The organism is Phycisphaerales bacterium (assembly GCA_016716475.1).
Lineage (GTDB): Bacteria > Planctomycetota > Phycisphaerae > UBA1845 > Fen-1342 > JADJWG01.
The window spans coordinates 678129-701521 of sequence record JADJWG010000002.1 but is presented as its reverse complement, the minus strand read 5'-3'; the positions used below and the strand labels follow the sequence as shown (position 1 = coordinate 701521).

Sequence of the window (23393 nt, the reverse complement as noted above, 5' to 3'; positions counted from 1 at the left end):
ACGGCGCGTAGCGTAACGTGTACCGTGGCGATGGTCAAAGGGGTACGAATATGGGCTGGTGAGCCCGATGGTCAACAGCGGCAGTGCAAGGTTCTGCAGCTTGACCCGGCTTGCTATGTTCGTATTATGTTCGACCATGGAAGATGCTGATTTTACGTACCGTGACGCACTCCTGCGCGGGCCGGCACACCGACGTGCGGCCGGGTTGAATCCCGGTAACCGCTTCGAGCCCGTCCGCTTGCACATCCTCGGCGAGGAGCTCGATCGGCAGTTCATCGACGAGGAGCGTCCCGACGGCGCTTTGCCGCGGGTCGCGCGGCAGGTCTTCGCCGATCGCACGCAACGGATCATCAACCGCGTTGCGCCGACCTCGGATGTCCCCTTCGATTGGACCCTGAATCCGTATCGCGGCTGCGAGCACGGCTGCATCTACTGCTTCGCCCGGCCGTACCACGAGTATCTCGGCTTCAGTTCTGGCCTGGATTTCGAGACGAAGCTGATTGCGAAACCCGAAGCCGCCCGCTTGCTGCGAGCGGAACTGGCGGCGCCGGGCTGGCAGGCCGAGCCGATCGTCATGTCCGCGATTACGGATGTTTACCAGCCGATCGAGCACCAGCTCCGCCTCACCCGCCAATGCCTGGAAGTGCTTGCAGATTGCGCTCAGCCGGTGACGTCGCTGACCAAGAGCGCCCTTATCCTGCGGGATGCTGATTTATGGTCACGACTCGCGGCGCTGAACGCCGGGCGGGTCTGTGTCACGCTTGTCACCTTGGACGCTGAGCTGGCGGCGAAACTGGAACCGCGAGCGTCATCGCCAACCGGCCGGTTGCGTGTCATCCGGGAATTAACCGCAATCGGCGTACCCGTTTCGGTGATCGTGTCGCCGATCATCCCCGGCCTGACGGATACGGAGGTACCGCAGATCCTGGCGGCAGCCGCGGAGGCCGGCGCCCGGAGTGCGGCATGGGCGTTGCTGCGGCTGCCATACCAGATCAAGGCATTGTTTCTCGACTGGTTGAAACGGTCACTCCAGCCCGCACGAGCACGGCAGGTGGAAGCACTCATTCGTCGGGCCAGCGGCGGCAAGTTGTACGATGCATCTGTCGCCCGCCACCGTGGCCGCGGCGCGCGGGCCGAGCAGATCGCTCAGACTTTTGACTTGTTCACACGCCGCTACGGGCTGTGCCGTGACGCACCACCGTTATCCTCGGCACACTTTCGCCGGCCCCGGGGGCAAGGACAGGGGCGGCTGTTCGAGTAAAGCGGAGGGGGGCCAAGGCGCGGGCGTCCTACTGCCGTGACACAGTCACTTGATGCTCCTATGATGCCGGCATGCACACGCCCAGCAGCACATTCATGCTCACACCCAGCACGCCACCTTGAACCGGCGGCAACCCGCCGCTTGCGCTTTCATCACCGGACTGAGTATAGATTCACCGACCATCCGCCGTCCGCTCATAACTTGGATAACACCGGCCATGCTCGACCACTACAATCGCCGTCGCACCTTTGCGATCATCTCGCACCCGGATGCCGGCAAAACGACCCTAACCGAGAAGTTCCTGTTGTACGGTGGGGCTGTGCAACTGGCCGGCTCGGTCACGGCCCGCAAAAACCAGCGGGCCACCAACTCGGACTGGATGGAACTCGAACGCCAGCGTGGCATCTCCGTCAGCTCCACCGTCCTCCAGTTCGACTACCGTGGATACTGCATCAACCTGCTAGACACCCCTGGACACAAAGATTTCTCAGAGGATACCTATCGGGTGCTGACAGCGGTCGACTCGGTGGTGATGGTCATCGACGCGGCGAAGGGTATTGAGACACAGACCCGCAAGCTGTTCGAGATCTGCCGCCGCCGTGGCGTGCCGATCTTCACCTTCATGAACAAACTGGACCGGCCGGCGCGCGACCCCCTCGACCTGCTCGACGAGTTGGAGCGAGTACTTGGACTGCATGCTTACGCCGTGAACTGGCCGTTGGGCAATGGTCCGCACTTCCGCGGCCTCTTCGACCGGCTCCGTCAGCAGTTGCACCTGTTCGAAGCCACACCGGGTGGCGCCTACCGTGCCCCGGTCGCCGTATCGTCCATGACCGATCCCCAGGTCCGGTCATGCGTCGAGGAGCACGCCTACCGAACGGCTGTCGAGGAGCTGGCGATGCTGGATGCGGCTGGTGCCGCGTTTGAGGCCGAGGCCGTGCTGCGAGGAGAACTGACGCCGGTATTCTTCGGCAGCGCGAGCAACAATTTCGGGGTACAACTGCTGCTCGACGGCTACCTCGCGTACGCACCGCCACCCCGGGCGCGCCGTGCGCAGTGCGGTCTGATCGCGCCCGACAGCACCCCCTTCTCGGGCTTCGTCTTCAAATTGCAGGCGAACATGGACCCGAAGCACCGCGACTGCATCGCATTCGTCCGTATCTGCTCCGGGCGGTTCGATCGCAGCATGACCGTGCTGCATCAGCAAACCGGCAGCCGCTTCCGCTTGTCGAGCTCACACAAGCTGTTCGCGCGCGAACGCGAAACCGTCGACGTCGCGTATGCCGGCGACGTGATCGGAATCGTCGGTCACCCGGAGTTCCGCGTCGGGGACACGCTCACCGAAGATCCCCGCATCATCTACCATGAGATTCCCCGCTTTCCGCCCGAGTGCTTCGCCTTCCTGCACGCTCCGGGTGCGGCTCAGCAGAAGCGCTTTCGGTCAGGTCTGCAGCAACTCCTCCAGGAAGGTGTGGTGCAGGTACTGCAACTGGATGCAGCCCGGCAGAGCGCGCCGCTTCTCGGGGCCGTCGGGCCGCTGCAGTTCGATGTTGTGCAGTATCGCCTCGAGTCGGAGTACGGCGCGGCCTCACGCCTCGAGCCCGCCCCCTGGGAGCGTCTGCGGTGGATCGATCCGCGCATCGATCCGGAAATGATGCACACCGCAGTGTTGCCGAGCCGGTCGGCACTGGCAACCGATTCCTACGGGCAGCGTGTCGCACTGTTTTGCAGCGACTGGGACCTGAGCTACTTCCAGTCGAAACATCCCGGATTTCCCCTGGCCGATGTGCCATATCCCGATGATGGGATGGCAGCAAATCCCTGAACAAGAAACGTTGAGGGGTGTTGCCAGCCGCGTGGCGCCGTGGGTTCTGGCGGAAGCTACAAAGCGCGCGTCAGCAGCGCGACATTGGCCGTGGGAAACTCGACGCGGGCCTGCCAGTGCCGGGCAATATGCTCGAATACGGTTCGGCCATAGAAGCACACATGCGTCGGGTCGCGTAGGTAGTGCCATGCGGCGAAGTCAGCCGCACACGGGCACAAAGCTCGTCATCACTCCCAGTACGCCACCGGGTCGCAGCACACCGAACCGTCGGTTCAACTCGTCGCGTGGATGATACAAGTGTTCGAAAACCTCGGAAGCCACGATGAAGTCATAGGTGCGCGCCCAGACCTGTTCATCCGGTGCGAATAATGGATCGTACGATCTCACTGTACGCCCCGCGTCCTCCAGCATTCGTCCAAACGCCGCCCCCGGACCGCACCCGAAGTCGAGTCCGCGCGCAGCAGCAGTTGTCGCTCTCAGAACCACGTCCGCGAGGGGGGCAAGGAACCGCAGATAGCCGGGATCATGGACGTCGTTGCGGTGCAACCGGTAACGCGTGAGCTCATCGGCCGCGGAGAGTCGCACGTTACGCGGAAGATAAATCAAGGTGCAGTGGCCACATTGCAGATACTTGCGACCGGCGGCGCTGAGCCGCTGCGGAGCGGGTGCGCCCTCGCAGAGCGGTCAGCGTTCAGCCAGTTCGTCGCATACCGACATACCGCAACCTCAAGGTGAGCATACCTAGAGCGGCCGGGAGCTGGAACCCGGTCATGTGGCGCTGCGTGAAACCGCAAAATGGCCGTCCGCCACATGCGACCATTGACAGGAGCGACTGGATATGCCCTGTCACCGATCACCGCTTTGGCCGTGTCCGTTTGCTCTCGTTCCCTGCAACGCATAAGCTCCAAGCGTGCCCGTTGTCACGCCGACCCCTGATGCCCCCACCGGGCGTGAGTCCCCCTGGGTGATACTGCGCGCCGTGCGCAATCATCCGTTCATTTTTCAGAAGATGGTCGGCGAGGTCGATCCGACCGCCCGCCCGGGCGACGTGGTGCAGCTCTATGACAAGGCCGGTGTACTCATCGGGCGCGGGCTTTACAACCCGCGTTCAACCATCACGATCCGAGTGCTGACAAGCGATCCGACACCGGTCGACGAGGACTTCTGGCGCGCCCGCCTCGGTGCCGCGGTCGCCCTGCGGCGCGCGATGCAGCTTGACCACGTGACGGACGCGTATCGGCTGGTCCACGCCGAGGGGGACCGGCTCAGCGGCCTGATTGCCGAGCGTTATGCCGATTGCCTCGTCTTCGAGTTTTTCTCACTCGGCATGTACCGCCGCGCCGCGCTCTTCACACGGTTGTTCGGTGAATTGCTGGGGGCGCCAACACAACTCGATCGCCCCGATCGTGCCGCCCCGACCTGGCGCGTCGCCCTGCGTGCGGATACCCGCATCGAGAAGCTCGAGGGCTTCCACATTCCCGCGGAGCCACATGCGGGCGAGCCGCCGCCGCGCCTCGTGATCCGTGAGCACGGCATCCGTTATCGCGTGGATGTGCTGCGTGGCCAGAAAACCGGCTTCTTCTGCGATCAGCGTGACAATCGCCTGCGGCTCGCGGGCTTTTGTCGAGATGCTGAGGTGCTCGACGTCTGCTGTTACTCGGGCGGGTTCGGTTTGTGCGCCGCGAAACTCGGCGGGGCGCGTGAGGTAACCGGTGTCGACCTGGACGAGGACGCCATCGCCCTCGCCCGCGAGAATGCGAACCTGAATCAGAGCCGCCTGAACCTGGTTCACGCCGACGCCTTCGCATACCTGCGCCAGATGATCCAGAATAGGCGGCAGTACGACGTCGTCGTGCTCGACCCGCCGAAGTTCGTACTCTATCGCGAAGAGATGGAGACCGGTCTTCAGAAGTACCACGACCTGAACCACCTGGGAATCCAACTGGTGCGTCCCGGCGGCCTGCTGCTGACGTGCACGTGCAGCGGGCGAGTGCCGTTGCCGACCTTCCTCGACGCGGTTCACCGCGCGGGGCAACGAGCCGGGCGCCAATTGCAACTCGTGGATCGTACCGGGGCCGGAGGCGACCACCCCGTCATGCTGAACTGCCCTGAGTCGCTCTACCTCAAGGCGGTCTGGCTGCGCGTGCTGTAGCCCCCTCCACCCGGGAAGCGCAGTTACGCCGTGTTCACCCCACCCGCCACGCGCGTGATGGCTCGCTGGGCAAGCTGACCGATGACGATCACCACTACGATCGAAAGCCCCAGTCCCGTGAACCAGAGCCAGCGCGGCACCGCGGTGGCCTCGCCGATCGCAATCTCGCGCAGTCCTGCGGCGATGAATACGGCCGCACCGGTGCGTGGCGCCATGCCGATGAGTGTACCGAGTGCGTAGACGAGCGGCGGAACCCGGGTCGCTGCCATCAGCAGGTTGGTGAATGCGAACGGCGAGTTTGGCGGCAACCGCATCAGGATCACGATGCCGAGCGTTTTCCAGAAGCCACCTGCAAGCAGGGCCTGGTAAACAGCCAGCCACTTCGGCCGCTCACGCACAATCTCCAGCACACGGTCCCCCGTCATCCGTTGCGCTACGATGTAGCCCAGCAGCCCCCCACCGACGAAACCGGCCATTGCGGCTGGAAAGCCCACGACAAAGCCGAAGGCCCAGCCACCGAGCACGGCCTGGGAGTAAGTCGGCAGCAGCGCCAGCCCTGCAAATAGGGCGAAACCGAGGATGTAGAACAGGATTCCCCATTCCTGGTGCCCGCGGAGCCACTGGCCCACGGGTTCCAGCGTCAGCAATAGCACGATCCCGCCGATTGCGGGCATGGTTGCCGCAACGACGGCCAGCGGGCCGGCCGGGCCGAGCCGGCGCAAGACGGTGCGCCAACTCAAAGGTACGGGGCACTCAGCCACGTATCCAACCGGGGCCGACGACGTCGCCTCTGCGTTCCTCTGGGAGTCAACCATGTTGGCGAATGATAGTCGGCTCGCAGGCCAGTCGCCCACCGAATCTGACACGGTGGCGGGACTGGTGCGGTGACCGGGTTACGGACTACCATGGTCACCCAGTGAGTTCTGCACCACTGTACCGTGCCCCGCTGCCCCCCCACGCCAGTTAGCCGTGGAGTCGGCCGTAACACCGCCCCGACAGGAGTCTCAAAATGAAACGTATCATTCCACTGATTTTACTCCCCTTCCTGCTGCCCGGCTGTACTTCAAGCACCCCGTCGTGGCAGGCCCTACACGAAGTTGCGCCGGAGGGCCGTGTTGCCAATACCGGTGCGTACATCGTCCGCAACCGTGAGCAGATGGAGTGGGAACGCCCGCCGTTTCAGTACCACGAGCGCGTCGCCACGGGGCGTAAGCACGCGAAGGTCGTCGTGCTGATCTACAACCCAATTCTCGAGAGCGAGGGCGGCAAGAGTCTGATCGAGCACCTGAATGCCAACGATCCTCGCGAGTATTCATACATCCTCGCCAACGTGATTCGTGAGGCGAGCTGGGGCTACATCAACTACGACATCGTGGACATCATCGAGGTCGACAATTACCCGAAGAAAGTCGACGGCTTCCGCTACACGGACGAGACCTTCATGGAAGTCCGCCGGACACAGCAATGGCAGCCGGCCACCAGCTCGTACCGGTTGATGTTCGAGGAGAACGGATTGCTCGAGCGCTTCCAGCAGGAAGGCATCACGGAGTTGTGGGTCTGGGGCGCCAGCGGGATGCACTTCGACGAGTTTGCCGGTTTCATTCCGAATCGCTACGCCCGCTTTGGTCCGACCGACAATCCTTGGCTCTACCGCCCGTACGACATCCCGCCGGAGCTGGGGCGTACCACCTGGGTCATGGGGTTCAATTACGAGGTGGGGGCTGACAACATGATCCACAGCTATGTGCACCGGATCGAGAGCCAGGCGCTGCTGGCGGTGTCCGACGGGATCTGGGATACGCACGGCCGGCGGGACCCATGGAACGTGTTCTCCTGGCTGGAGATGGACCACGTGGGCACGCCGTCACACGTCGGGAACTGCCACGTGCCGCCAAACGGACAATCGGGCTACGACTATAACAACAAGCGCCGGACTCTTTCCTGGGCCGACAACTGGACGCGCTACCCCGATGTGCGGGGCGCGCCGCGCCTGGTATCTGCGGACGAGTGGGGCAACAACCAGTTCGGGTATATGAAGTGGATCTGCGAGCGTGTGCCCAAGTTCCCGGGGTCTACGGAGTACGGGTACAACAACTGGTGGGTCTACATCGCGAACACGGATGAGGATCTGCCGGAGCTCGAACTGCAGGACCTGACACGCTTCGTGTTGCCGGAAGACATGCCCCCGCCCGGGCCGAGGCCGTAAGGCGTAAGCAGGTGAGACGAATCCTCACCTCCGGGGGGGAGCGCGGGGGGGGAGCGCGGGGCGGGCGCCCGGTGTAAGACCATTACGCTACGCGCGTGCTGCGGCAGTTGGAGTACGCCCGTGTGCGATGGCGCCGGTGATCACCGCCCGCAACTCCGCCAGGAACCGGTCACGCGAGAACCGCTGCGCATACGTGTGCATCGCCACTGGGTTGAAACGCATTCGTGCGCAGCGTTCCACGGCTTCGACCAGTGCATCTGTCGTCTGCTCCATGAACCATACACCCGACTCACCGGGCACAACGGTCTCGGTCGCCCCCCCCACACCATATGCCACGACCGGGCAACCATGTGCGATTGCCTCGACCGGCACAATGCCGAAGTCTTCCTCGCCCGGAAAGAGCAGCGCCGCCGCACGTCGTAGCGCCGCTGCGATCTCCTCCCGCCCGCACCAGCCCCGCAGCTCCACATGCGGAGCATGATGCAGATCCAGCGCGCGCACATCCGGCCCCTCGCCAATCACGACGAGCTTGCGGCCCAGCTTGCGGGCTGCCGCTACCGCCAGGTCAAGCCGCTTGTACCGCGTGTGATAACCGACACACAGCAGCTCCTCAGACCGCGGCCCGGTAGCGGGAGACTCCGGCAGGTCAACCGGCGGATGAACCACGACCGCCTCGCGCTCGTAGTGCCGCCGGATGCGTTCGGCAACATGGCGCGAATTGGCGATGAAAACGTCCACCCGGTCCGCAGCCGCACGATCTGCGCGCCGCAGGCGAATGCCGAGCGGGCCCCACAGCGGGCGTAGCGGCATTGGCAATGTCCGGCCGTAGTCTTTCGCCAGGTCCCAGACGTAGCGCATCGGCGAGTGGCAGTAGCAGACGACAACGCTGGCAGGAGCGGGTGTCATGGCCTTCGCGATCGCAGCGTCCGAACAAAGCACGAGGTCGACGGGTGGCAGGTGGATGCTGCGGGCGGCGGCTGGCAGTAGCGGGAGGAGTTTGGGATAGTGCCGCGCTGCGCCGGGGATGCGTTGGAGCCAGGAGGTGTGGATTGGGTGCCGCTCCAGCGGAGAACCCGCCATCCCGACCATGTCGTGCACAAGCGTATAGATAGGCGCTCCGGGTACCAGGTCCGCGCAGGCCTCGAGCACTTTCTCGCCACCCCGCACGCGCACGAGCCAGTGGTGCGTGAGTACGGCCGTCATATCAAGCGGGGATTCGGTCAATCACAACTCCCTTAGGCACGGCGGGGGTGGCAGAATCTCCGTTTCTCGTGGACTACGACCGACCGAAGCCTGAGCATACACTACCCGAGGACGCCCGGAGAGACGATGCCGGCTGGCACTCGGATGGAGGGCAGGGCATGGGACCGCTGCTTCGCGATAACATCGCTGCCGTGGTGCTGGTCGTAATGCTGGTGCCGGCCGGCTGCCGGCGCGCGGTAGACAACGCGTCCGGCGGTGCGCAGGCCGGCAATGCCCCGGTGCTGACACTGATTTCTCCGGAGGCGCTGAAATGGACGCGCGACGAGGCGGTGGCCGCCCTACCCGATCCTGCGACCATGCTCAGCGCTGCCGTGCGGCTCGTGCAGTTGGCCGAGCTCGATACACTGCTCGTGCCCGGTACCCTGGATGATCAGCATGTGCGTCGCCTTTCTGCCGTAAGACTGTTTGAGGAGCGCTGGGTGCTTGGTTTGTTGAGCCGCTCGGCCGATGACGTACTCAGGGCGGCGGTGTTGATCGATGCGGACGGCACAGTGCAGCCGATCGCGCTGGGCCCCGCTGAGGAACTGCTGCAATTCCACCTCGCACCCGACCCGGACATCTTCCCGCATGTGGCCGTACTCCCGGAGTATGTACTGATCGTTCCAGCGAAAGGTGAAGTAATCGAAGCGATCGTACTGGAGAGCGGCGCGCCGGCACATTTCGCATTGCAGCGCCGCGGGAGGGTGCGTTACATGGCGTTGCAGGTTGAGTCCAGGGAGGTCGCACGCTATCGCTGGGATGCGTGGGAACAGATGTTTCTAGGCCCGGCGCGCGACAAGCTTCCGGACCCCCCAGGTGGGGAATTCAATATCGACCTTGAACTCAGCCACGCCCTCGTGCCCGTAGGTGGCATTGTGCCTGAGCGACAGGACAACACGCCACAACACGATGCGGATGAAGAGGATGAGGAGCCCGGTGCTCCGGCCCCACGACAGCCCTTTGGGCCGGTTTAGGCACGCGTCGTCGTGGGCCATCCGTTTCCGGATTTCAAGACGGCCTTGCCAGGTCCGGTCGGTAGGCGGGATCATCCTACCGGAGACAGCGTTGAGGATTCACCGTGCCCACCCGCAAGAGCAAGCCCCCGCCTGCCGCGCCCCGCGCTGCTAGAACTGCATCCACTGGAAAGCGTGAGTCCGCTGCCGCGCGGCGCGCCCGCGCAGTACGCATTCTCGCTGGCTTGCAGGACGCTTACCCGCAGGCCGATTGCGCCTTGCGCCACAGCAGCGCCCTCGAACTGCTCGTCGCCACGATCCTTTCCGCGCAATGCACGGACGACCGCGTCAATCAGGTCACCCCGCAACTCTTTGCGCGCTTCCCCGATGTCGCCGCTCTGGCAGATGCTCCGCAGGATGCGCTTGAGCAGGTCATCCGTTCCACCGGCTTCTTCCGCAATAAGGCGAAAAACCTTCGCGGGATGGCAACCCTGGTGCGCAGCGAGTATGGGGGTGTGGTGCCTGATCGCATGGAGGATCTGCTGCGGCTACCCGGAGTGGCACGCAAGACAGCAAATTGTGTGCTGGGAACCTGGTTCGGGCGCAACGTCGGTGTGGTGGTCGACACTCACGTCGGCCGGCTTGCAGTACGACTTAACCTCGCCCCCTCCGCCCGGGACGACAAGGACGCCGAAAAGATTGAACACGATCTGATGGCGCTGTTTCCACAGGAGACCTGGACCTGGCTTTCCCACGCCCTGATCGCTCATGGTCGCCGCATCTGCTCGGCCCGTAAACCACACTGCCAGGTTTGCCCACTGGCGGCCGACTGCCCTTCAGCAGGGTGTTTCAATTCCGGGCGCGAACCCGTCTAACAAGCAATTGAGCATGCTGCGATTCCGCTAATCACAGCCCACAAGCGTTAGAATCGTGTGAACGCGCAAGATTCTTTTCTGCCGGCTGGCCGAAGTGGCTATTGTATACGATGGAAGAAGTAGCCGCTTCGGCACTTCGCCGACGGGTCACCGCATACTCAATGGACGGGAACTGAGGCACGGCACGCATGGCCACCCTCAAGACGGTCATTCACGCCCACACCGATTACTCGTTCGACTCGAACACCCCGCCAGCAGCGCTGGTGGCGGCGGCGCGGGCTCAGGGCGTGGATTGCGTCGCCATTACGGATCATGACGAGATCGCAGGCGCTTTGGCCGTACGCGCTCTTGGGGGCGTGCGTGTCATCGTCGGAGAGGAAGTTTCCTCCCAGGATGGGCATATTATCGGCCTTTTTTTGCAGGAGCGGATCCCGCCGGGCCTGTCGGCCGAAGAAACCTGTGCCCGCATCCATGACCAGGGCGGACTGGTACTCGCACCGCATCCGTTCTCCATCCTCTGTGAGGGGAGTCTCGGTCCCGCCATGGAACGATTGCTGCCGTGGCTTCATGCGGTCGAAGTGAACAACGCCCAGAATCTGCTGCCGTGGGAAGAGCAACGCGCCCGACGCTTCGCAGCGCGTCACGGGCTCGTTTCGTTCGTCGGCGCGGATACACACATTCGTGGATACCTCGCCGCGTGCTACCAGCTCGTACGCGAATTCGACGGTCCGGCGGACTTCCTGCGCGCATTGCAGGATGCCCGCTTGCGACCCGGCCGCTTTGGTCCCTCGTACTTCGCCGCCATGGGTGCCCGACACGTCTGGGACAAATTTGCCGGCCGACCGCTGCCGGGCTTCGCGTTGAACACGCCGGAGCGCAGTTTCCCACCGTCGTACACGATCCGGCCACCGACCCCGGTCGCGCCATAATCCGAACAATCTGATGCGCCCAGCGCCCGTGTTGACCGTGCAGGGAAGATTGTAGCTGGGGACTTAGAGTGTACGGTCGACGCTCAACCAAACCGCTTCCGTCAGAGGCCATCACATGCGTCAACCCCGTATCCGCGAGCTGAACTCGAACAGGTGGGAGTGACGATCATCTGGGTGGCGACCATGGCTGGCAAGGCCGTCGCACCCCGGCTATGGTTATGTGAGAACTCAAGTGAGATCCTGTCCGGTGACTTCGCGCATCAGGGCACTTAGCTTCGGCCGCGACGGATAAACCAGCGCCAACAACAGCAAAGCGTACACACTTCCAACCAGCAACGGCCACTGGCCCGTGAGATACAACCCGACCGCACCGAACAGGGCAGCGCCTTCGGCCAGGGCCGCCACAATGATCGTCATCTGCACAAAAGCGCGGCTCACGAAGATGTCCGCATCCTCCGGTCGGGGGGGGTGCCCGGCCCAGCGCCGCCGCAGCCGCTGCACGGTCGCGCGCTGTGCCACGATGCGCAGCGCAGGCACACCCACAAGCAACGCCGCCAGGAGCACGTAGAACACGATCGCGAGCTGTGGATTTGAGGGCTCGTCTCCGCGCGTCGCAAGATAAGCAAAGAGCCCCGTGAGGATCACCACGCCGCTGCACATGGCCATCACAGCGCTCTGTCCCACCCGCAGTTGTCTCGCGGCCTGTTCGGACAACATCTGCATGTCTCCCTGGTTGATACCTTGGACGCCGTTCCCAGCCGGTGCCATTTCGACCCGACGAATTCCAGCCCGCCCCGGCCCGAACACCCGCACACACCTAGCGCCGCGGCCGCGTAAGCCAAAGGCCGCCGAGCAGTACGCCGAAGAACGCCGTCGTACCGACCATTACCGCTTGCTGTGGGCGCTGCGGCTCCCGTGACGCCACCACGATCGGTCCGACCGCCACTCGCTCAGGCGGCTGCTGCTGAGCGCGCAATTCGTTGATTTCGCCTTCGAGTTCGGCACTGCGCTGGCGCAACCAGGCGAGCTCCTCGTCACGCTGCGTGAGGGCCACCTCGGCAGCACCACGCCGCCGCATAGTCTCCTCCAGCACTCGTAACTGCTTCAGGCCCGCGAGCATTTCACCGGCAATAGTCTCGCGCTCGCGCTCAAGTTCACGCACCGCCACCCGCGTCGCCTCCAGCCGGTCCGCATGGCTGCGTCGCGCCCCCTCATCCGCAAACGCCTGCAACTGCTGCCGGACTGCTTCTTCGCGATTGGCGAGACGGGTTCGCAAACCGCGCACCTTGCGATCCACCGCGTCAAGGTCAATGTTCGTCGCCAATGAAGTGCGGGTCACTGCGGCCGTGACGGTATCCACTACCCCCACCAGTGCCGTGTGTTCCCCGCGCAAGAGAGCTGAAACCACGACTTCGCGCGTGCTCCCCTCACCGGCGGCCAACGCCTCGAGGCGTTGGCCCAACTCGTTGATGAGCGTGCGCAGGGCATCGCCGAAGCGCCGCGCTTCGTCCGAGGCCTTTGCCTGCGCCGCGAGCAGCGGCTCAGGATTCACGCGCACGTCGAGCTGCTGCACACCGCGCGCCTCCGATTGCCACTGCTCCGGAAAACCGGTCCACGCCGCCAGGGCCGCCTCGACCAGCACCGAGCAATCTTCGATACCCGCCGCGACGTCGGCCGGCGGAGCCAGTTCCCGCTGCTCATCGAGCGTCGCCGCAAAACTTTGCAACGCACGCCGTGCTTCGCGCGCTGGATCAACCAGCATCAACATGGCCACGACCAGCTCGGTGCGATACTGCTGCGCCACCGCCCGCTGTTCCGTCCAGTCTTCCTGGTACAGCGCATCACCGGCCAACGCCGCCACCAATTCTTCCGTGGCGACCGTGCCGCGCGGCACGTCGCCCGCCACGAGCGCCGCCAGGTCCGCGCGATCGCTCGCCAGGCGCTCCGAGATCTGTGCGTAGCGCGCTTCCAGTTCATCAACCTGCGCCGTGACCGCTTCGCGTTCGATCCGCGGTAGATCTTCACCCAGTGTGGCAACGAGTTGGGCTCGGGCCTGTTCTCCGGCTGCCAGCGCGGCACCAAGCCGTTCGTACCGCTGCACGAGATCCGCCAGCGCGGGATCCAATCCGACCGGACCGCGTAACAGGCGCTCCGTGAAAGCCCCGGTGGCACCTTGCAGCAGGTCCCGCACTTCGGCTGCACCCCGACCGGAAAGCTGCAAACGCACCATGGCCGGACCCCCAAACGTTGCCCGTACACGGCCCTGTCGTACCGCTTCCGCCCAGGACACTGCGCGTACCGCGTCGAATTGCAGGAGGCCCGTGTCCTCCAGGGCGGCACACCATTCGGCCTGGGTTTGCGCGGTGGCCGCCGGCCCCCCGGCGACCTCGATTTCCACCGCGCCGCCGAACTCCAGTGGCCGACCCCACTGCCACGTCGCCCCAACGCAGAGTGCCGCAAGCACAGCCACCACCGCACACCGGCGGAGCCGTTGCCACGGCGTCCAACCGGTCCCAGACCGTCCCGGGGTTCCGGACGCCGCAGCGCGGGCCGTCTCTGCCATGCGCCGGGTGAGAGCCACCTCGCGCTGGGCCAGTTCCTGTTCCCTCTCAACCAGGGCGAGTGCCTGCTCTTCGCTCGCCGATGACTGTGCCACGCCCGCTTCAAGCGCCCTCCGCTCAACCTCCAGCGTGAGCACCGCCTGCCGTACTTCGGCTTCGCGAGCGTCCAGTTCATCACGCCGCGCCAGGGCGGCCGCGTGCTCCTGCCGGGCGCCCTCCTCCAGCAAGCGGGCCTGCCGGGCAGATGACTGCGCTTCGAGCTGCACGGCCTGGGTATGTGCCTGCGCTTCCGCGAGACGATCTTTGTCGACCGCGAGCGCCGCCGTACGTTCAAGCAGGTCTGCCTCGCGTTCCGCGAGCGCGCGGTCGCGGTCACGGATGTCGGTTTCGCGGGCGGCCAGCTCGTGCTGTCGCGACTCCATCTCCTGGGCCTGCTTCGCAAGGTTCCGCCGCTGACTCCGGGTAGCTTCAACCCGCTGGCCGAGTTGCGCCTCCAGGGTGGTGAGGTGCTGCGCACGTTGCTGTAACTCGGTAGCGAGGCGCTGGTGCTCCGCCACGTGCTGCGCTCGTGTCGATTCCAGAGCCGCCGCTGCCTCGCTGCGAGCCGCCTCCCAGGCCGACCGCTCGGCCGCCAAGGTCGTTTGCGCCTGCTCAAGATCCTCGATCCGTTGTTGCACCTGGCGGCGTTCGCGCTCCAGCTCGTACCGGACGCGCTCCACCGTACGGTCACCCTCGATCTGGTGTGCGGTCAATTCCCGTTCAAAAGCCAGCTTCCGCGCCCGCAACTCCTCGTCAAAAGCAGCGCGCTCCCCCTCGATTTCGGCCCAGGCCCGTGTGCGTTCTGCTTCGAGTTCGGCTTCGGCCGCCTGGCGACTTTGCTCAAGCTCCCGCGCCAAGCGGGCCTTATGCAGCTCGTGCTCGCGCTCCAGCCCGGCGCGCTGTTGCGCGGTTTCATCCGCGAGCGCGTTCTGTGCCGTACGCTGGGCCTGGGCCAGGACCTGCTGCTGCGCTGCGAGGATGCGCTCCAACTCGGCCTCGCGCGCGATCAGCGCTCTCCGTTCCCGATCGATCTGCTTCTGCTCGCCTGCGATGCGGCTGCGTTCGGACTCCAGCGATTCCGTCGTGGCTTCGAGCTGCCGCCACTCGCCCGCGATCCGTCCACGTTCCTCGTCCAGTGCCTGCGTGGCTCCCTCCAACTGGTCCCACTCGCGCGATATCTGCGTCCGCTCCTCGCCCAAGTGCCGCGCAATGCTTCCAGCTTGGCCCGCTGCTCATCCAGCGTAGCCAATGCAGCAATCGCAGAGCCGCTGCCCCCCGCCCCGGCGACGTGCTGAGACCTTAATTGCTCCCATTCACCCTGCCGCGCTTCGAGGGACCGCTCCGCATCCTGTAACCGCGTGACGCGGGCCTGCAGGCGGCCTTGTTGTTCGGCAATCGCCTGGCGGGCGGCCTGCAAGTCCGCGTGGGCCTGCTCAAGCCGTTCCCGCAACTCCTGCTGCCGCCGGCGCACCTTCTGGAGCCGACGCCGCAAGATTCCGCGATGCCGCTCGCGCCAGGTCTGCACTTCCTGCGCCTGCTGGCGAGTCCGCTGCGACTGCCGGGCAAGATCGGCACGCTGCTGCTCGAGTTCGATCTGCCGCGCCCGCAACCGCTCCGCGAATTGCGTGATCTGCTGCCGCCGGGCAGAGACTTCCAGGGCCTGCGCGTTCAATTCTGTTGCTTGCTGCCCGAGGCGCGCGCGGATGTCCTCGAGTTCCTCCGCGGCCGCGGTCGCCGCGGCGTGCTTCAGATCCTGAAACTGACGCGAGACATCCTGCTCGCGCCGGCGCAGCTCCAGTTCCTTGGCCGAAATCGCGGCCAGGTTCTCGCGAATTTCCCGCACGAGATCATCGACGTGAGATTCCCCCCGGCGATCCATTTCGGCGCCGAGGGGCGCAATTCCACCCGGCAGATCGTCCGACGTTCGACGCTGGTTTTCCCGTGGCGTCATCATACTCACGAAATCGTGTCTGCCAGGCACCCGGCGGCACAGCGCGCGCTGTCCGTGGCCCCGTCGCATGGCTGCATTCTAATGCCTGTATCGGCCATGCGTGCCACTAAGCTGGATTTCCCGGACCCGTCTGCCGCTCGCAACCGCCGCTAGACCAAGCGGGCCAACTGCTGCACCGTTGCCCGCAAATCCTTCGCCGGTTCCGCGTCAACGATGCGCGGGACACCCGTCATCGGGTCAATAAAGCGGGCACACGCCGCGTGCATGCTCAGGCGGGCAATCAACGGCCGCTCATCCCGCCGCCGATTGGCCCGGTAATCGGCCTTGAGGTGTGAAAGAAACACGGCTTCTCCGCCCCCGTACAACGGATCGACGGCCAGTGGAAAACCGGCCTGCTGTAAATGTACCCGCAAATTCGTGGGGTGATCCGGTTCCGTAACACAACGGAGCAACGTATGACCCCGCAGACGCGTTTCGATCCGATAATGCGTCACGGCCGTGCTTTTTCGCCCCCGTGCGGGGCGCAGGCGCTGCGTGCGACGGTCGAATCCGACCGGACAGTTCGCCACTCCATCACCCGGCACGTAGCCCACGACAAGCACCAGGTATTCACGCTGTGGCGGCGGGTCTTGGGCCAGGAAGGCCTCGCGCACAGCCGGTGTTCGCGCGAAGGCCACGACCCCGCTGGCATCACGGTCCAACCGCAGGGCGACCTGCCAAGCCGGCGGCGCTGTCCAACCGGCGCGCTCCAGCACAGCGCGCCACTCCGCTTCATCCCCGTCCGCGGTGAGACCCGGCGGCTTGTCCAGCAGCGCAATATCACCTGCGAGGGCCAGCAACGTGGGTAGTCTTAGACTCATGGCGCCCCCAGGGCGCGCGGCCGCGGCACCAACCGCACCTGGACCGTGCGCTGCCCCACAATCGACACCCCCCGCGGCGTGACGAACACGACATCCAGCGTACGACCGATCTCCTCGGCCGCGGCTCCCGGAGGCGGCATGAGACTGCTGTCCACCAGCACGAAAGCGCGTATGTCCAGTGCCCCCGGGGCGTCGAGCACGGCCTGGTCGGCTTGCACTTCGACCTCCACCCGCCACTCGTTGAGATCGGTTCGCTGTACCGTGTACCGGTCAGCCACTTCAGGGTCGACATACAGGCGTACACCAACGTTGGGTACCGTGCGCGCCAGCGCCAACACCCGCACGTTCACCTGCACACGTTCCGGCAGGATACGGGCAGAACCCACCAGGCCGGATGGCGCCACGACACTGACACCCTCGAACTGCCGCACGTCACCCGGCGCCAAGCCCTCCAACTCGCGCCGCAGCAACGCCACGACGTGGCCCTGGCCCTGCAACCGCGCAGCATCTTCACGACGCACATTAACCTGCACCTGCGCCGGATCGACTCGCTCCACCGCCACACGCACTGCGCCCCCTTCAGTCCGCACTTCGACCGGCATGGGGATCGTGATGCGCTCGTGGACATGGAACCGCAACTCGGACAGCGAGAACTCAACCGGGGTGATTCCCCGCTCGCGGATTTCCGGACTCTCCGCGATCATCCGCTGCAAACGGCGCTCCCGCGCGCTGAGCACGTATGGTTCTGCGCGCGGTACGAAATCTTCGGGCAGGTTCCAGGTCACCGTCAGCGGTTCGGCCGAGTAGGTGTCGCGCAGCCGCTTGATGGCTCGTCCTGGTCCGCTGAAGCTGGCCTCGAAGGTCAAGGGCACATTGTCCATGACCACTTCCCGTCCGGCAGGCGGACGCACATCGAGCCGAATCCGACAGCCGTCGGTCGCGTAAGTCGCCTGATCTGCGACGTACCACACGATCACCGTGATGGGAACCACTACCAGCACACGCCGCAGCGCACGCCATACCTGCGAGAGCTGCTCGTTCATCGAAGCCCCACCGAGTTCACCCTGGAAGAAGCGACCCGCCAGCCGTCGCTCGAGTTCGTCCGACAGATCGTCGAGCGACAGGTAGCGCGTCAGCTTCCCATTGTCGGCAAGTGAAATGACGCCTGTCTCCTCCGACACCACGAGCACCAGCGCATCCGTCTCGTAGCTCATGCCGAGTGCCGCCAGATGCCGGCTGCCCAGCGCGATGTCGACCTCGTCACTATCAGCCGCGGGAAACTGGCAATTCGCGGCCAGGACCCGGTTGCCGCGCACGATCACGCCCAGGTCGTGCAGCGGATTGTTCGGAAAGAAGATCGTGTTGAGGAGGTTTGCAGACACCTCACCACGGATCATCGTGCCGTTCTCGGCCCAGCCCGACAGGTCGACCCCCCGCTGAATCGCAATCAAGGCGCCGTATTTGTTCCGCGACAGGAAACCGGCCGACTTCACCAGCGCGGACACGACCTGCGATTGCACCCCACGGCGCCGCCGCAGGCGCACATCGCCCACCCGAATGACTGCTCGTCGTAATTCCGGCTGGAAGACCACCAGAGCGATGAACGCCAGGGCATAGAGCACGTAACGATACAGGAGCGCGAGACGGTCCCATTCGAATCGCACTGCCAGGATACGCACCAGGAGCGTGGCCACCAGCAGGATCAGGATGACGCCGCGCAACGGCCGTGTGCCGCGTGTCCCCTGCAATACGCCGGCACACCAGTTGACGCACAGTCCGATCAGGACCAGTTCGATGAGCACGGCCCAAAGGTCCGGGCCGCTGCTCGGCAGTACGTTCAAGATTTCCCACATGTGCGGCACAGTATAGAATCCGGGCGCGTTCCGCACTATGGGTACGCGGTGAACACCGGGACGCCTGCGGAGTGGCATCGTGGAGGTATCCCGGCAAGAGCTGGACGGCCTGCGTCACAACGTGGACCGGGTTCGCGCGGCGATCGCGGCCGCCGCCGGACGCGCCGGACGGGATCCGGCTGCGGTAACCCTCATCGCGGTCACCAAGTACGTCGCACCGGCGCTCTGTCGTGCGCTGCTCGATCTTGGTGTCACCGACCTCGGCGAAAGTCGCCCGCAGCAATTGGTCGCCCGGGCGGCCGAGCTGGCATCCGCCGGGGGGGCGACGCCCCGCCCCCGCTGGCACCTCGTCGGGCACTTACAGCGAAACAAGGCCCGCCTTGTCGTGCCGCACCTGCACCGGCTGCACTCGCTGGACAATCCGCGCCTTGCGGGCGTCCTTGATGCCGCTGCGTCCGCCGCGGGCAGTGTGGTCGGTGTACTGATCGAGGTGAACGTGGCCGGCGAGGCCAACAAGGACGGGGTCACGCCGGAGGCCGCAGCCGGACTCGCGCTGGAGGTGACCCGCCACCCTCATTTGCGCCTGTGCGGCCTGATGGCGATGGCACCCTATGACGAGGACCCGGAGGCATCCCGGCCGCATTTCACCCGGCTGCGCGCCCTCCGGGACGAATTGCGTCCGCAGTTGATCGCCCCCCACCACTGCGAGGAGTTGTCGATGGGAATGAGCCAGGACTTCACCGTAGCCATCGAAGAGGGTGCCACGCACATCCGTGTCGGGGCCACACTGTTCGAGGGTCTGCCGACCACGGATCCACGCTGAACGGCCCCCCGAACAGGCGGCGCGCCCCGGAGCGGTTGCACGCATGTTGGAACTGGACCCCTTTGCCGTCTTCCGCACAGCTCTGTTTGTTGCACTCACCCTGTATTACGCGATCACCATGGGTGTGATGTGCTTCCCGGGCGTGCGACTGCTCCTTGGCCACGACCCCCGTACGCGGCTGGTGAGGGCCTATTTGTCGTACCAACTCCTGACGGTCCGTGTGCGCCCCCTTGCGAGCGAGCTGTTCCAGATCCTGGTGTGGACGGCCGTATTGTTCCTGCTGTATGGAATGCACTTGTGGCAATGAACGATCCAAATTCCGGAATCCCCGACCCGGGTCCGCCTGCGCAGCAACCGCCCCGCGGCGATCCACCCCCCCCACCAACCCCGGATCCGGAGCGCGCCGCGACCTCCGACTCGGGCGACCAACCCTTGCGTGGCCTGCTGCGCGGGGTACTGGGTGGCGTCCGTCAAATGGGGCGCGACATGGCGTCTGTGGTGCTCGGGCGTATCCGCGAAGCCGAGACGCACACGCCTGAGGACGACGCCATTGTGGAAGACCCCCTCGCACCGGAGAAACGCCGGCGCGTCGGCATGCTGCACAGCGTCGCAGAGCAGTTGCGCGGGGCCGCCGACACCTACGTGGCAGCGAAGCTCGACGAGATCGAGGCCCGGGTCGATGTCAAGCTCGACCACATCGAGCAGCGCATTGACCGCAAGATCCTCGAGTTACACGAGCAACTCACCCAGCTTCGCGATGCCGAGCTCCGCCACCGCCTGCGACTGCTTAAGATTACGCTCGTCTTCACCGTCCTTGTCGCCGCGCTTTCGCTGGTGTACAAATGGGCTTCAAACTTGTGGTTCGCTTCCTAGCGCCGCGCTGCGGCGCAACGGAGGATTTCAGGAGTTGCACCCATGCCGATGCGCCGCCTAGATGAGCGGGCCCGAGCGGTCATTGCGCTCGCCAACGAAATTGCACACGAGTATGAGCTCGAGTATGTCGGCACGGAACACCTGCTGATCGCGCTCGTTCGTCACGGCGACAACGCCGCAGCGCTGGTGCTGCGTAAACTCGGCGCCGACGAACCCCGCCTGCGTGCTACGATCGAAGACCTCTACCAGCGTGCCAAGGAGGACACCTGGGTCTTTGGCCGCCTGCCGGGCAGCCCACACTATCGCAATGTCATCGAGCGCGCGATGGAGATCGCCGACCAGCTTGATTCACGCGAGATCGGCGCCGAACACCTGCTGCTGGGCCTGTTCCATGACCAGGAAAGTACGGCGCAGCGCACCCTCAGCGCCCTCGGCATCACCGTGAAACGCTGCCGCGAAGAAATTCTCCGGCACTTCTCCGCGGCAACCGAGTAGCGGCCCAGCGGGCGGCGGGAGCCCCCCTCAGCGCACCAGACTCTCCCCTTCAACACAGACCATGGCCGGGCCCCACCCCCGGCTCCATTCGAACACTCGCTGAATGCTCCGGCTCCCGCGTTGAAGGGCGACTTCGCACCGGATCAGGATCGCGCCATCGGCCTGCACGACCCGTTCAAGCCGCAGCTTGCCGGTATAGTGAGACGGCAGCAGTTCGATGAGCGGTAATTCCTGCGAGTGCCAATCCCCCCGCCGAACCTCCGTCCAACTGCGCGCGCTCTCCGCCGCCCGCCACAGCCAGGTGACCTCATCCGCCTGCCGCTCCACGCTCGACAAGTGCAGCGTATGGCGCGCGAGCACCGCGACCGCCAGCATAATCATCACCATGAACGTAATCACGGGCACCACGGCGATGCCGCGGCGCTGAGAACTCCGGCTCATGGCAGCACCTCCGCGGTGCGCGTCGGCAATGCGAATGCGAGCGGCACCACGCGCGCCGGGACCGGATCGCGACCCGGCCGCGCTACCGTTACCACATGCAGGACCAACACGGTGCCCGCAGATCCCGATTCTGAATCCCACGCGAAGCTGAGGTTCTTCGCCTGCCAGATCCCACGCTCTTCCCCCGCGACCAGGCGCCGCACGGCATCGGGCGTGAACTCGTACCGCACCGCGGGTGAATCAGGAGCCCCGGTGTTGATGTCCAGGCGGTCGTCGGCGAACCGCGCGTCCGCCGCCTGCCAGAGATCGCGGTGCAGCCGTTCCGCCAAGTGCGTCGTGACGCTGATGCGGGTGGAATGTTCGCGCGCGCTCCGTTCCATTTGCACGAGCGCCAGGGTCGCACGCCCCAGCACCGCCACCAGGAGCAATCCCATCGCGACCATCGCGATCGCCTCGACAAACAGGAACCCACCACGCGTGTGGCCACGATGATGGTTCATGGTCGGTCCTCCGAGTCGGCTATGTAGACGGCCGACGTCACGCGCGCCAGCAGACGTTCACCCCGTGCCATCGTGGCCGTAATTTCGACCCGTCGGCACCCCTGCCACGGACCTGCGCCGGGCTGTTCGACGCGGCGCAGCGTGATGGACCCCAATCCCACCTCCTGCACCATGCGCTCCGCAGCCGGCAGTTCGCCCCCACACCGGATACGTACGAGTTCCGTCTCCGCCAGCGCCCGCAGCAGGCGCTGAGCATCGGTCAACTGCCGCGCCTGGCGGTAGCTCAGCACAGCAGTCGTGGCGAGTATGATCAGCAAAAGGCAGATGCCGATCGTCACGAACATCTCAGCCATCATGAAGCCACGCGCACCACGCCCCGCCTGGCCGTGTTTGACCACAGCGCTCATTGCACACTCTCCACGGTGGCCTCCAGCAGCGCAATCAGCGGCATGAACAACGCCAGCGCGCAGGCCGCCACCAGCAGCGCACACGCAACCACCAGCACGGGCGACAGCACGCCCGCGATTACCTGCCGCCAGTGAACGCTGAGCCGTTGGTAGTACCCCTGCAACCACTCCAGCCCACTCTCCAGATCACCGCCTTGTTCCGCCTGGACCAGCACCCGCACGAAGGACGCCGGTAAACCTGCTGCGGACGCGGCACTTCGCGGCGGCACGCCCTGCCGCAGACGCTCCGCCCAGACTGCCATGACGGCACCCTGCCGGCCGTAGGCGTCTACGGCAGCGGCCTGCTTGGCGGCGGCATCGAGCGTGTGTCCCGCCCGCAAACCGGCATGCAGCACGGTCAGTTGCCGCGCCAACGTCGCGTACCGCCCCGGAAGCGCAATCCTGCGCAGGGGGCCAAGACCGTATCGCAACAGGTCCGTCGGCGTCGGCATGTACCTACGCAGCTTCTGACGCACGAGGCGTACCACCACTTCCCCCGCGACCAGCAGAAGCACCAGGCCCATGACGAGCGGAGCGACCCCCAGCAACCACCCAACAATCTCGGTCACCCGCTGAGTGATGGTCGGCATTGCAATACCGAAATCCGCACCAATTTCCGCCAGCTTAGGCATGACGAAAACAAATGTGTACGTCAGCGCCGCCGTCAGCACGGCAAGCATCAGGATCGGGTACCACAACGGCAGGGCTCGCCCCTGAATGCGCGCCCGCAGATCGCAACGGGCATCACGGGCCAGCGCCGGCAGGACGGTTCGCAATGATCCGGCGCGCTCCGCGGCTTGCAGTGCGTTCAGGACGCTCGACTCCACCCCGAAACGCCCGCGCTGGAGCGCGTAGGAAAGCGTTGTTCCGGCCTCGAGACTGCGTTGTAAACGGGCATAGCAACCCTGCGCGTCGCCCGCGTTCGACCGCACCCCCAGTGACCGTTCCAAGGGCAGATTACGACCTACAACAATGGCCAGCAGCTCGAGCACTTCCGTCGAGCGCACACGGCGCAGGCGCGCGTTCGCCTGTGCCGAAACATACGCGAGTGCGATCAAGACCACGACGGCCGCCATCAGTAAGTAGGCGATTACCGTTCCCATCAAGA

The 23393-nt window shown here is 65.1% G+C and carries 23 protein-coding genes; 12 read left to right on the top strand and 11 right to left on the bottom strand.

Features of this window, described 5'->3' with window-relative positions; all coding sequences use genetic code 11:
• Positions 1-136 precede the first annotated feature (136 nt).
• Complete coding sequence (locus tag IPM18_10605; protein ID MBK9120032.1) at positions 137-1261, top strand: PA0069 family radical SAM protein; 1125 nt, start codon at positions 137-139, stop codon at positions 1259-1261.
• Positions 1262-1478: 217 nt separating this feature from the next.
• Complete coding sequence (locus IPM18_10600) at positions 1479-3086, top strand: peptide chain release factor 3 (GenBank protein ID MBK9120031.1); 1608 nt, start codon at positions 1479-1481, stop codon at positions 3084-3086.
• 198 nt (positions 3087-3284) lie between these two features.
• On the opposite strand, the gene IPM18_10595 is transcribed toward IPM18_10600, so the two are convergent.
• Positions 3285-3692 carry a methyltransferase domain-containing protein gene (locus IPM18_10595; GenBank protein ID MBK9120030.1) on the bottom strand — a complete coding sequence of 136 codons (408 nt, stop codon included), beginning with the start codon at positions 3690-3692 and terminating at the stop codon, positions 3285-3287.
• Positions 3693-3996: 304 nt separating this feature from the next.
• Between IPM18_10595 and IPM18_10590 the strand changes: the two genes are divergently transcribed.
• Positions 3997-5238, top strand: coding sequence for a class I SAM-dependent rRNA methyltransferase (locus tag IPM18_10590; protein ID MBK9120029.1), 1242 nt, complete (start codon positions 3997-3999; stop codon positions 5236-5238).
• 23 nt (positions 5239-5261) lie between these two features.
• Here the strand turns inward: IPM18_10590 and IPM18_10585 are convergent, their stop codons facing one another.
• Positions 5262-5999 (bottom strand): TVP38/TMEM64 family protein, encoded by a 738-nt coding sequence (locus tag IPM18_10585; GenBank protein ID MBK9120028.1) that lies wholly within the window; start codon positions 5997-5999, stop codon positions 5262-5264.
• Between the two features lie 248 nt (positions 6000-6247).
• Between IPM18_10585 and IPM18_10580 the strand changes: the two genes are divergently transcribed.
• Positions 6248-7444: a hypothetical protein gene (locus IPM18_10580; protein ID MBK9120027.1), complete on the top strand. Its 1197-nt coding sequence runs from the start codon at positions 6248-6250 to the stop codon at positions 7442-7444.
• An 87-nt stretch (positions 7445-7531) separates the two neighbouring features.
• Here IPM18_10580 and IPM18_10575 read toward each other — a convergent pair whose 3' ends face one another.
• Entirely contained in the window at positions 7532-8668 is a 1137-nt protein-coding gene (locus IPM18_10575) for a glycosyltransferase (GenBank protein ID MBK9120026.1), read from the bottom strand.
• A 137-nt stretch (positions 8669-8805) separates the two neighbouring features.
• Between IPM18_10575 and IPM18_10570 the strand changes: the two genes are divergently transcribed.
• The 3 genes from IPM18_10570 (at position 8806) to IPM18_10560 (ending at position 11443) form a co-directional block, all read left to right on the top strand.
• Positions 8806-9660 (top strand): hypothetical protein, encoded by an 855-nt coding sequence (locus tag IPM18_10570; protein ID MBK9120025.1) that lies wholly within the window; start codon positions 8806-8808, stop codon positions 9658-9660.
• Positions 9661-9764: 104 nt separating this feature from the next.
• Complete coding sequence (nth, locus tag IPM18_10565) at positions 9765-10514, top strand: endonuclease III (protein MBK9120024.1); 750 nt, start codon at positions 9765-9767, stop codon at positions 10512-10514.
• 188 nt (positions 10515-10702) lie between these two features.
• The gene (locus tag IPM18_10560) at positions 10703-11443 is read left to right on the top strand and encodes a PHP domain-containing protein (protein MBK9120023.1); all 741 of its coding nucleotides are present in this window, start codon (positions 10703-10705) and stop codon (positions 11441-11443) included.
• A gap of 228 nt (positions 11444-11671) precedes the next feature.
• Here IPM18_10560 and IPM18_10555 read toward each other — a convergent pair whose 3' ends face one another.
• Positions 11672-12160, bottom strand: coding sequence for a hypothetical protein (locus tag IPM18_10555; protein MBK9120022.1), 489 nt, complete (start codon positions 12158-12160; stop codon positions 11672-11674).
• Between the two features lie 100 nt (positions 12161-12260).
• Positions 12261-15242, bottom strand: coding sequence for a hypothetical protein (locus tag IPM18_10550; GenBank protein ID MBK9120021.1), 2982 nt, complete (start codon positions 15240-15242; stop codon positions 12261-12263).
• 182 nt (positions 15243-15424) lie between these two features.
• Between IPM18_10550 and IPM18_10545 the strand changes: the two genes are divergently transcribed.
• Positions 15425-16147: a hypothetical protein gene (locus tag IPM18_10545; GenBank protein ID MBK9120020.1), complete on the top strand. Its 723-nt coding sequence runs from the start codon at positions 15425-15427 to the stop codon at positions 16145-16147.
• Here the strand turns inward: IPM18_10545 and IPM18_10540 are convergent.
• Complete coding sequence (locus IPM18_10540) at positions 16144-16854, bottom strand: RNA pseudouridine synthase (GenBank protein MBK9120019.1); 711 nt, start codon at positions 16852-16854, stop codon at positions 16144-16146. The genes IPM18_10545 and IPM18_10540 overlap by 4 nt on opposite strands.
• Positions 16851-18707 (bottom strand): DNA integrity scanning protein DisA nucleotide-binding domain protein, encoded by a 1857-nt coding sequence (locus tag IPM18_10535; GenBank protein ID MBK9120018.1) that lies wholly within the window; start codon positions 18705-18707, stop codon positions 16851-16853. Before IPM18_10535 ends, IPM18_10540 begins: the two co-directional genes overlap by 4 nt.
• Positions 18708-18807: 100 nt before the next feature.
• On the opposite strand from IPM18_10535, the gene IPM18_10530 reads away from it, so the two are divergent.
• Genes IPM18_10530 through IPM18_10515 form a run of 4 tightly spaced genes read left to right on the top strand, consistent with a single transcriptional unit; the run spans position 18808 to position 20898 of the window.
• Positions 18808-19530, top strand: a complete 723-nt coding sequence (locus tag IPM18_10530; GenBank protein MBK9120017.1) for a YggS family pyridoxal phosphate-dependent enzyme — start codon at positions 18808-18810, stop codon at positions 19528-19530.
• 43 nt (positions 19531-19573) lie between these two features.
• A complete protein-coding gene (locus tag IPM18_10525) occupies positions 19574-19837 on the top strand; it encodes a hypothetical protein (GenBank protein ID MBK9120016.1) in 264 nt (87 codons plus the stop codon).
• Complete coding sequence (locus tag IPM18_10520) at positions 19834-20403, top strand: hypothetical protein (protein ID MBK9120015.1); 570 nt, start codon at positions 19834-19836, stop codon at positions 20401-20403. Before IPM18_10525 ends, IPM18_10520 begins: the two co-directional genes overlap by 4 nt.
• Before the next feature lie 42 nt (positions 20404-20445).
• The gene (locus IPM18_10515) at positions 20446-20898 is read left to right on the top strand and encodes an ATP-dependent Clp protease ATP-binding subunit (GenBank protein MBK9120014.1); all 453 of its coding nucleotides are present in this window, start codon (positions 20446-20448) and stop codon (positions 20896-20898) included.
• 27 nt (positions 20899-20925) lie between these two features.
• Here the strand turns inward: IPM18_10515 and IPM18_10510 are convergent, their stop codons facing one another.
• The 4 genes from IPM18_10510 to IPM18_10495 are packed head-to-tail and all read right to left on the bottom strand — an operon-like array spanning position 20926 to position 23391.
• Positions 20926-21339: a hypothetical protein gene (locus IPM18_10510; GenBank protein MBK9120013.1), complete on the bottom strand. Its 414-nt coding sequence runs from the start codon at positions 21337-21339 to the stop codon at positions 20926-20928.
• Positions 21336-21839, bottom strand: a complete 504-nt coding sequence (locus IPM18_10505; protein MBK9120012.1) for a hypothetical protein — start codon at positions 21837-21839, stop codon at positions 21336-21338. The genes IPM18_10510 and IPM18_10505 overlap by 4 nt, the downstream gene beginning before the upstream one ends.
• Complete coding sequence (locus IPM18_10500; GenBank protein ID MBK9120011.1) at positions 21836-22246, bottom strand: hypothetical protein; 411 nt, start codon at positions 22244-22246, stop codon at positions 21836-21838. Before IPM18_10500 ends, IPM18_10505 begins: the two co-directional genes overlap by 4 nt.
• Positions 22243-23391, bottom strand: a complete 1149-nt coding sequence (locus tag IPM18_10495) for a type II secretion system F family protein (protein MBK9120010.1) — start codon at positions 23389-23391, stop codon at positions 22243-22245. The genes IPM18_10500 and IPM18_10495 overlap by 4 nt, the downstream gene beginning before the upstream one ends.
• Positions 23392-23393 lie beyond the last annotated feature (2 nt).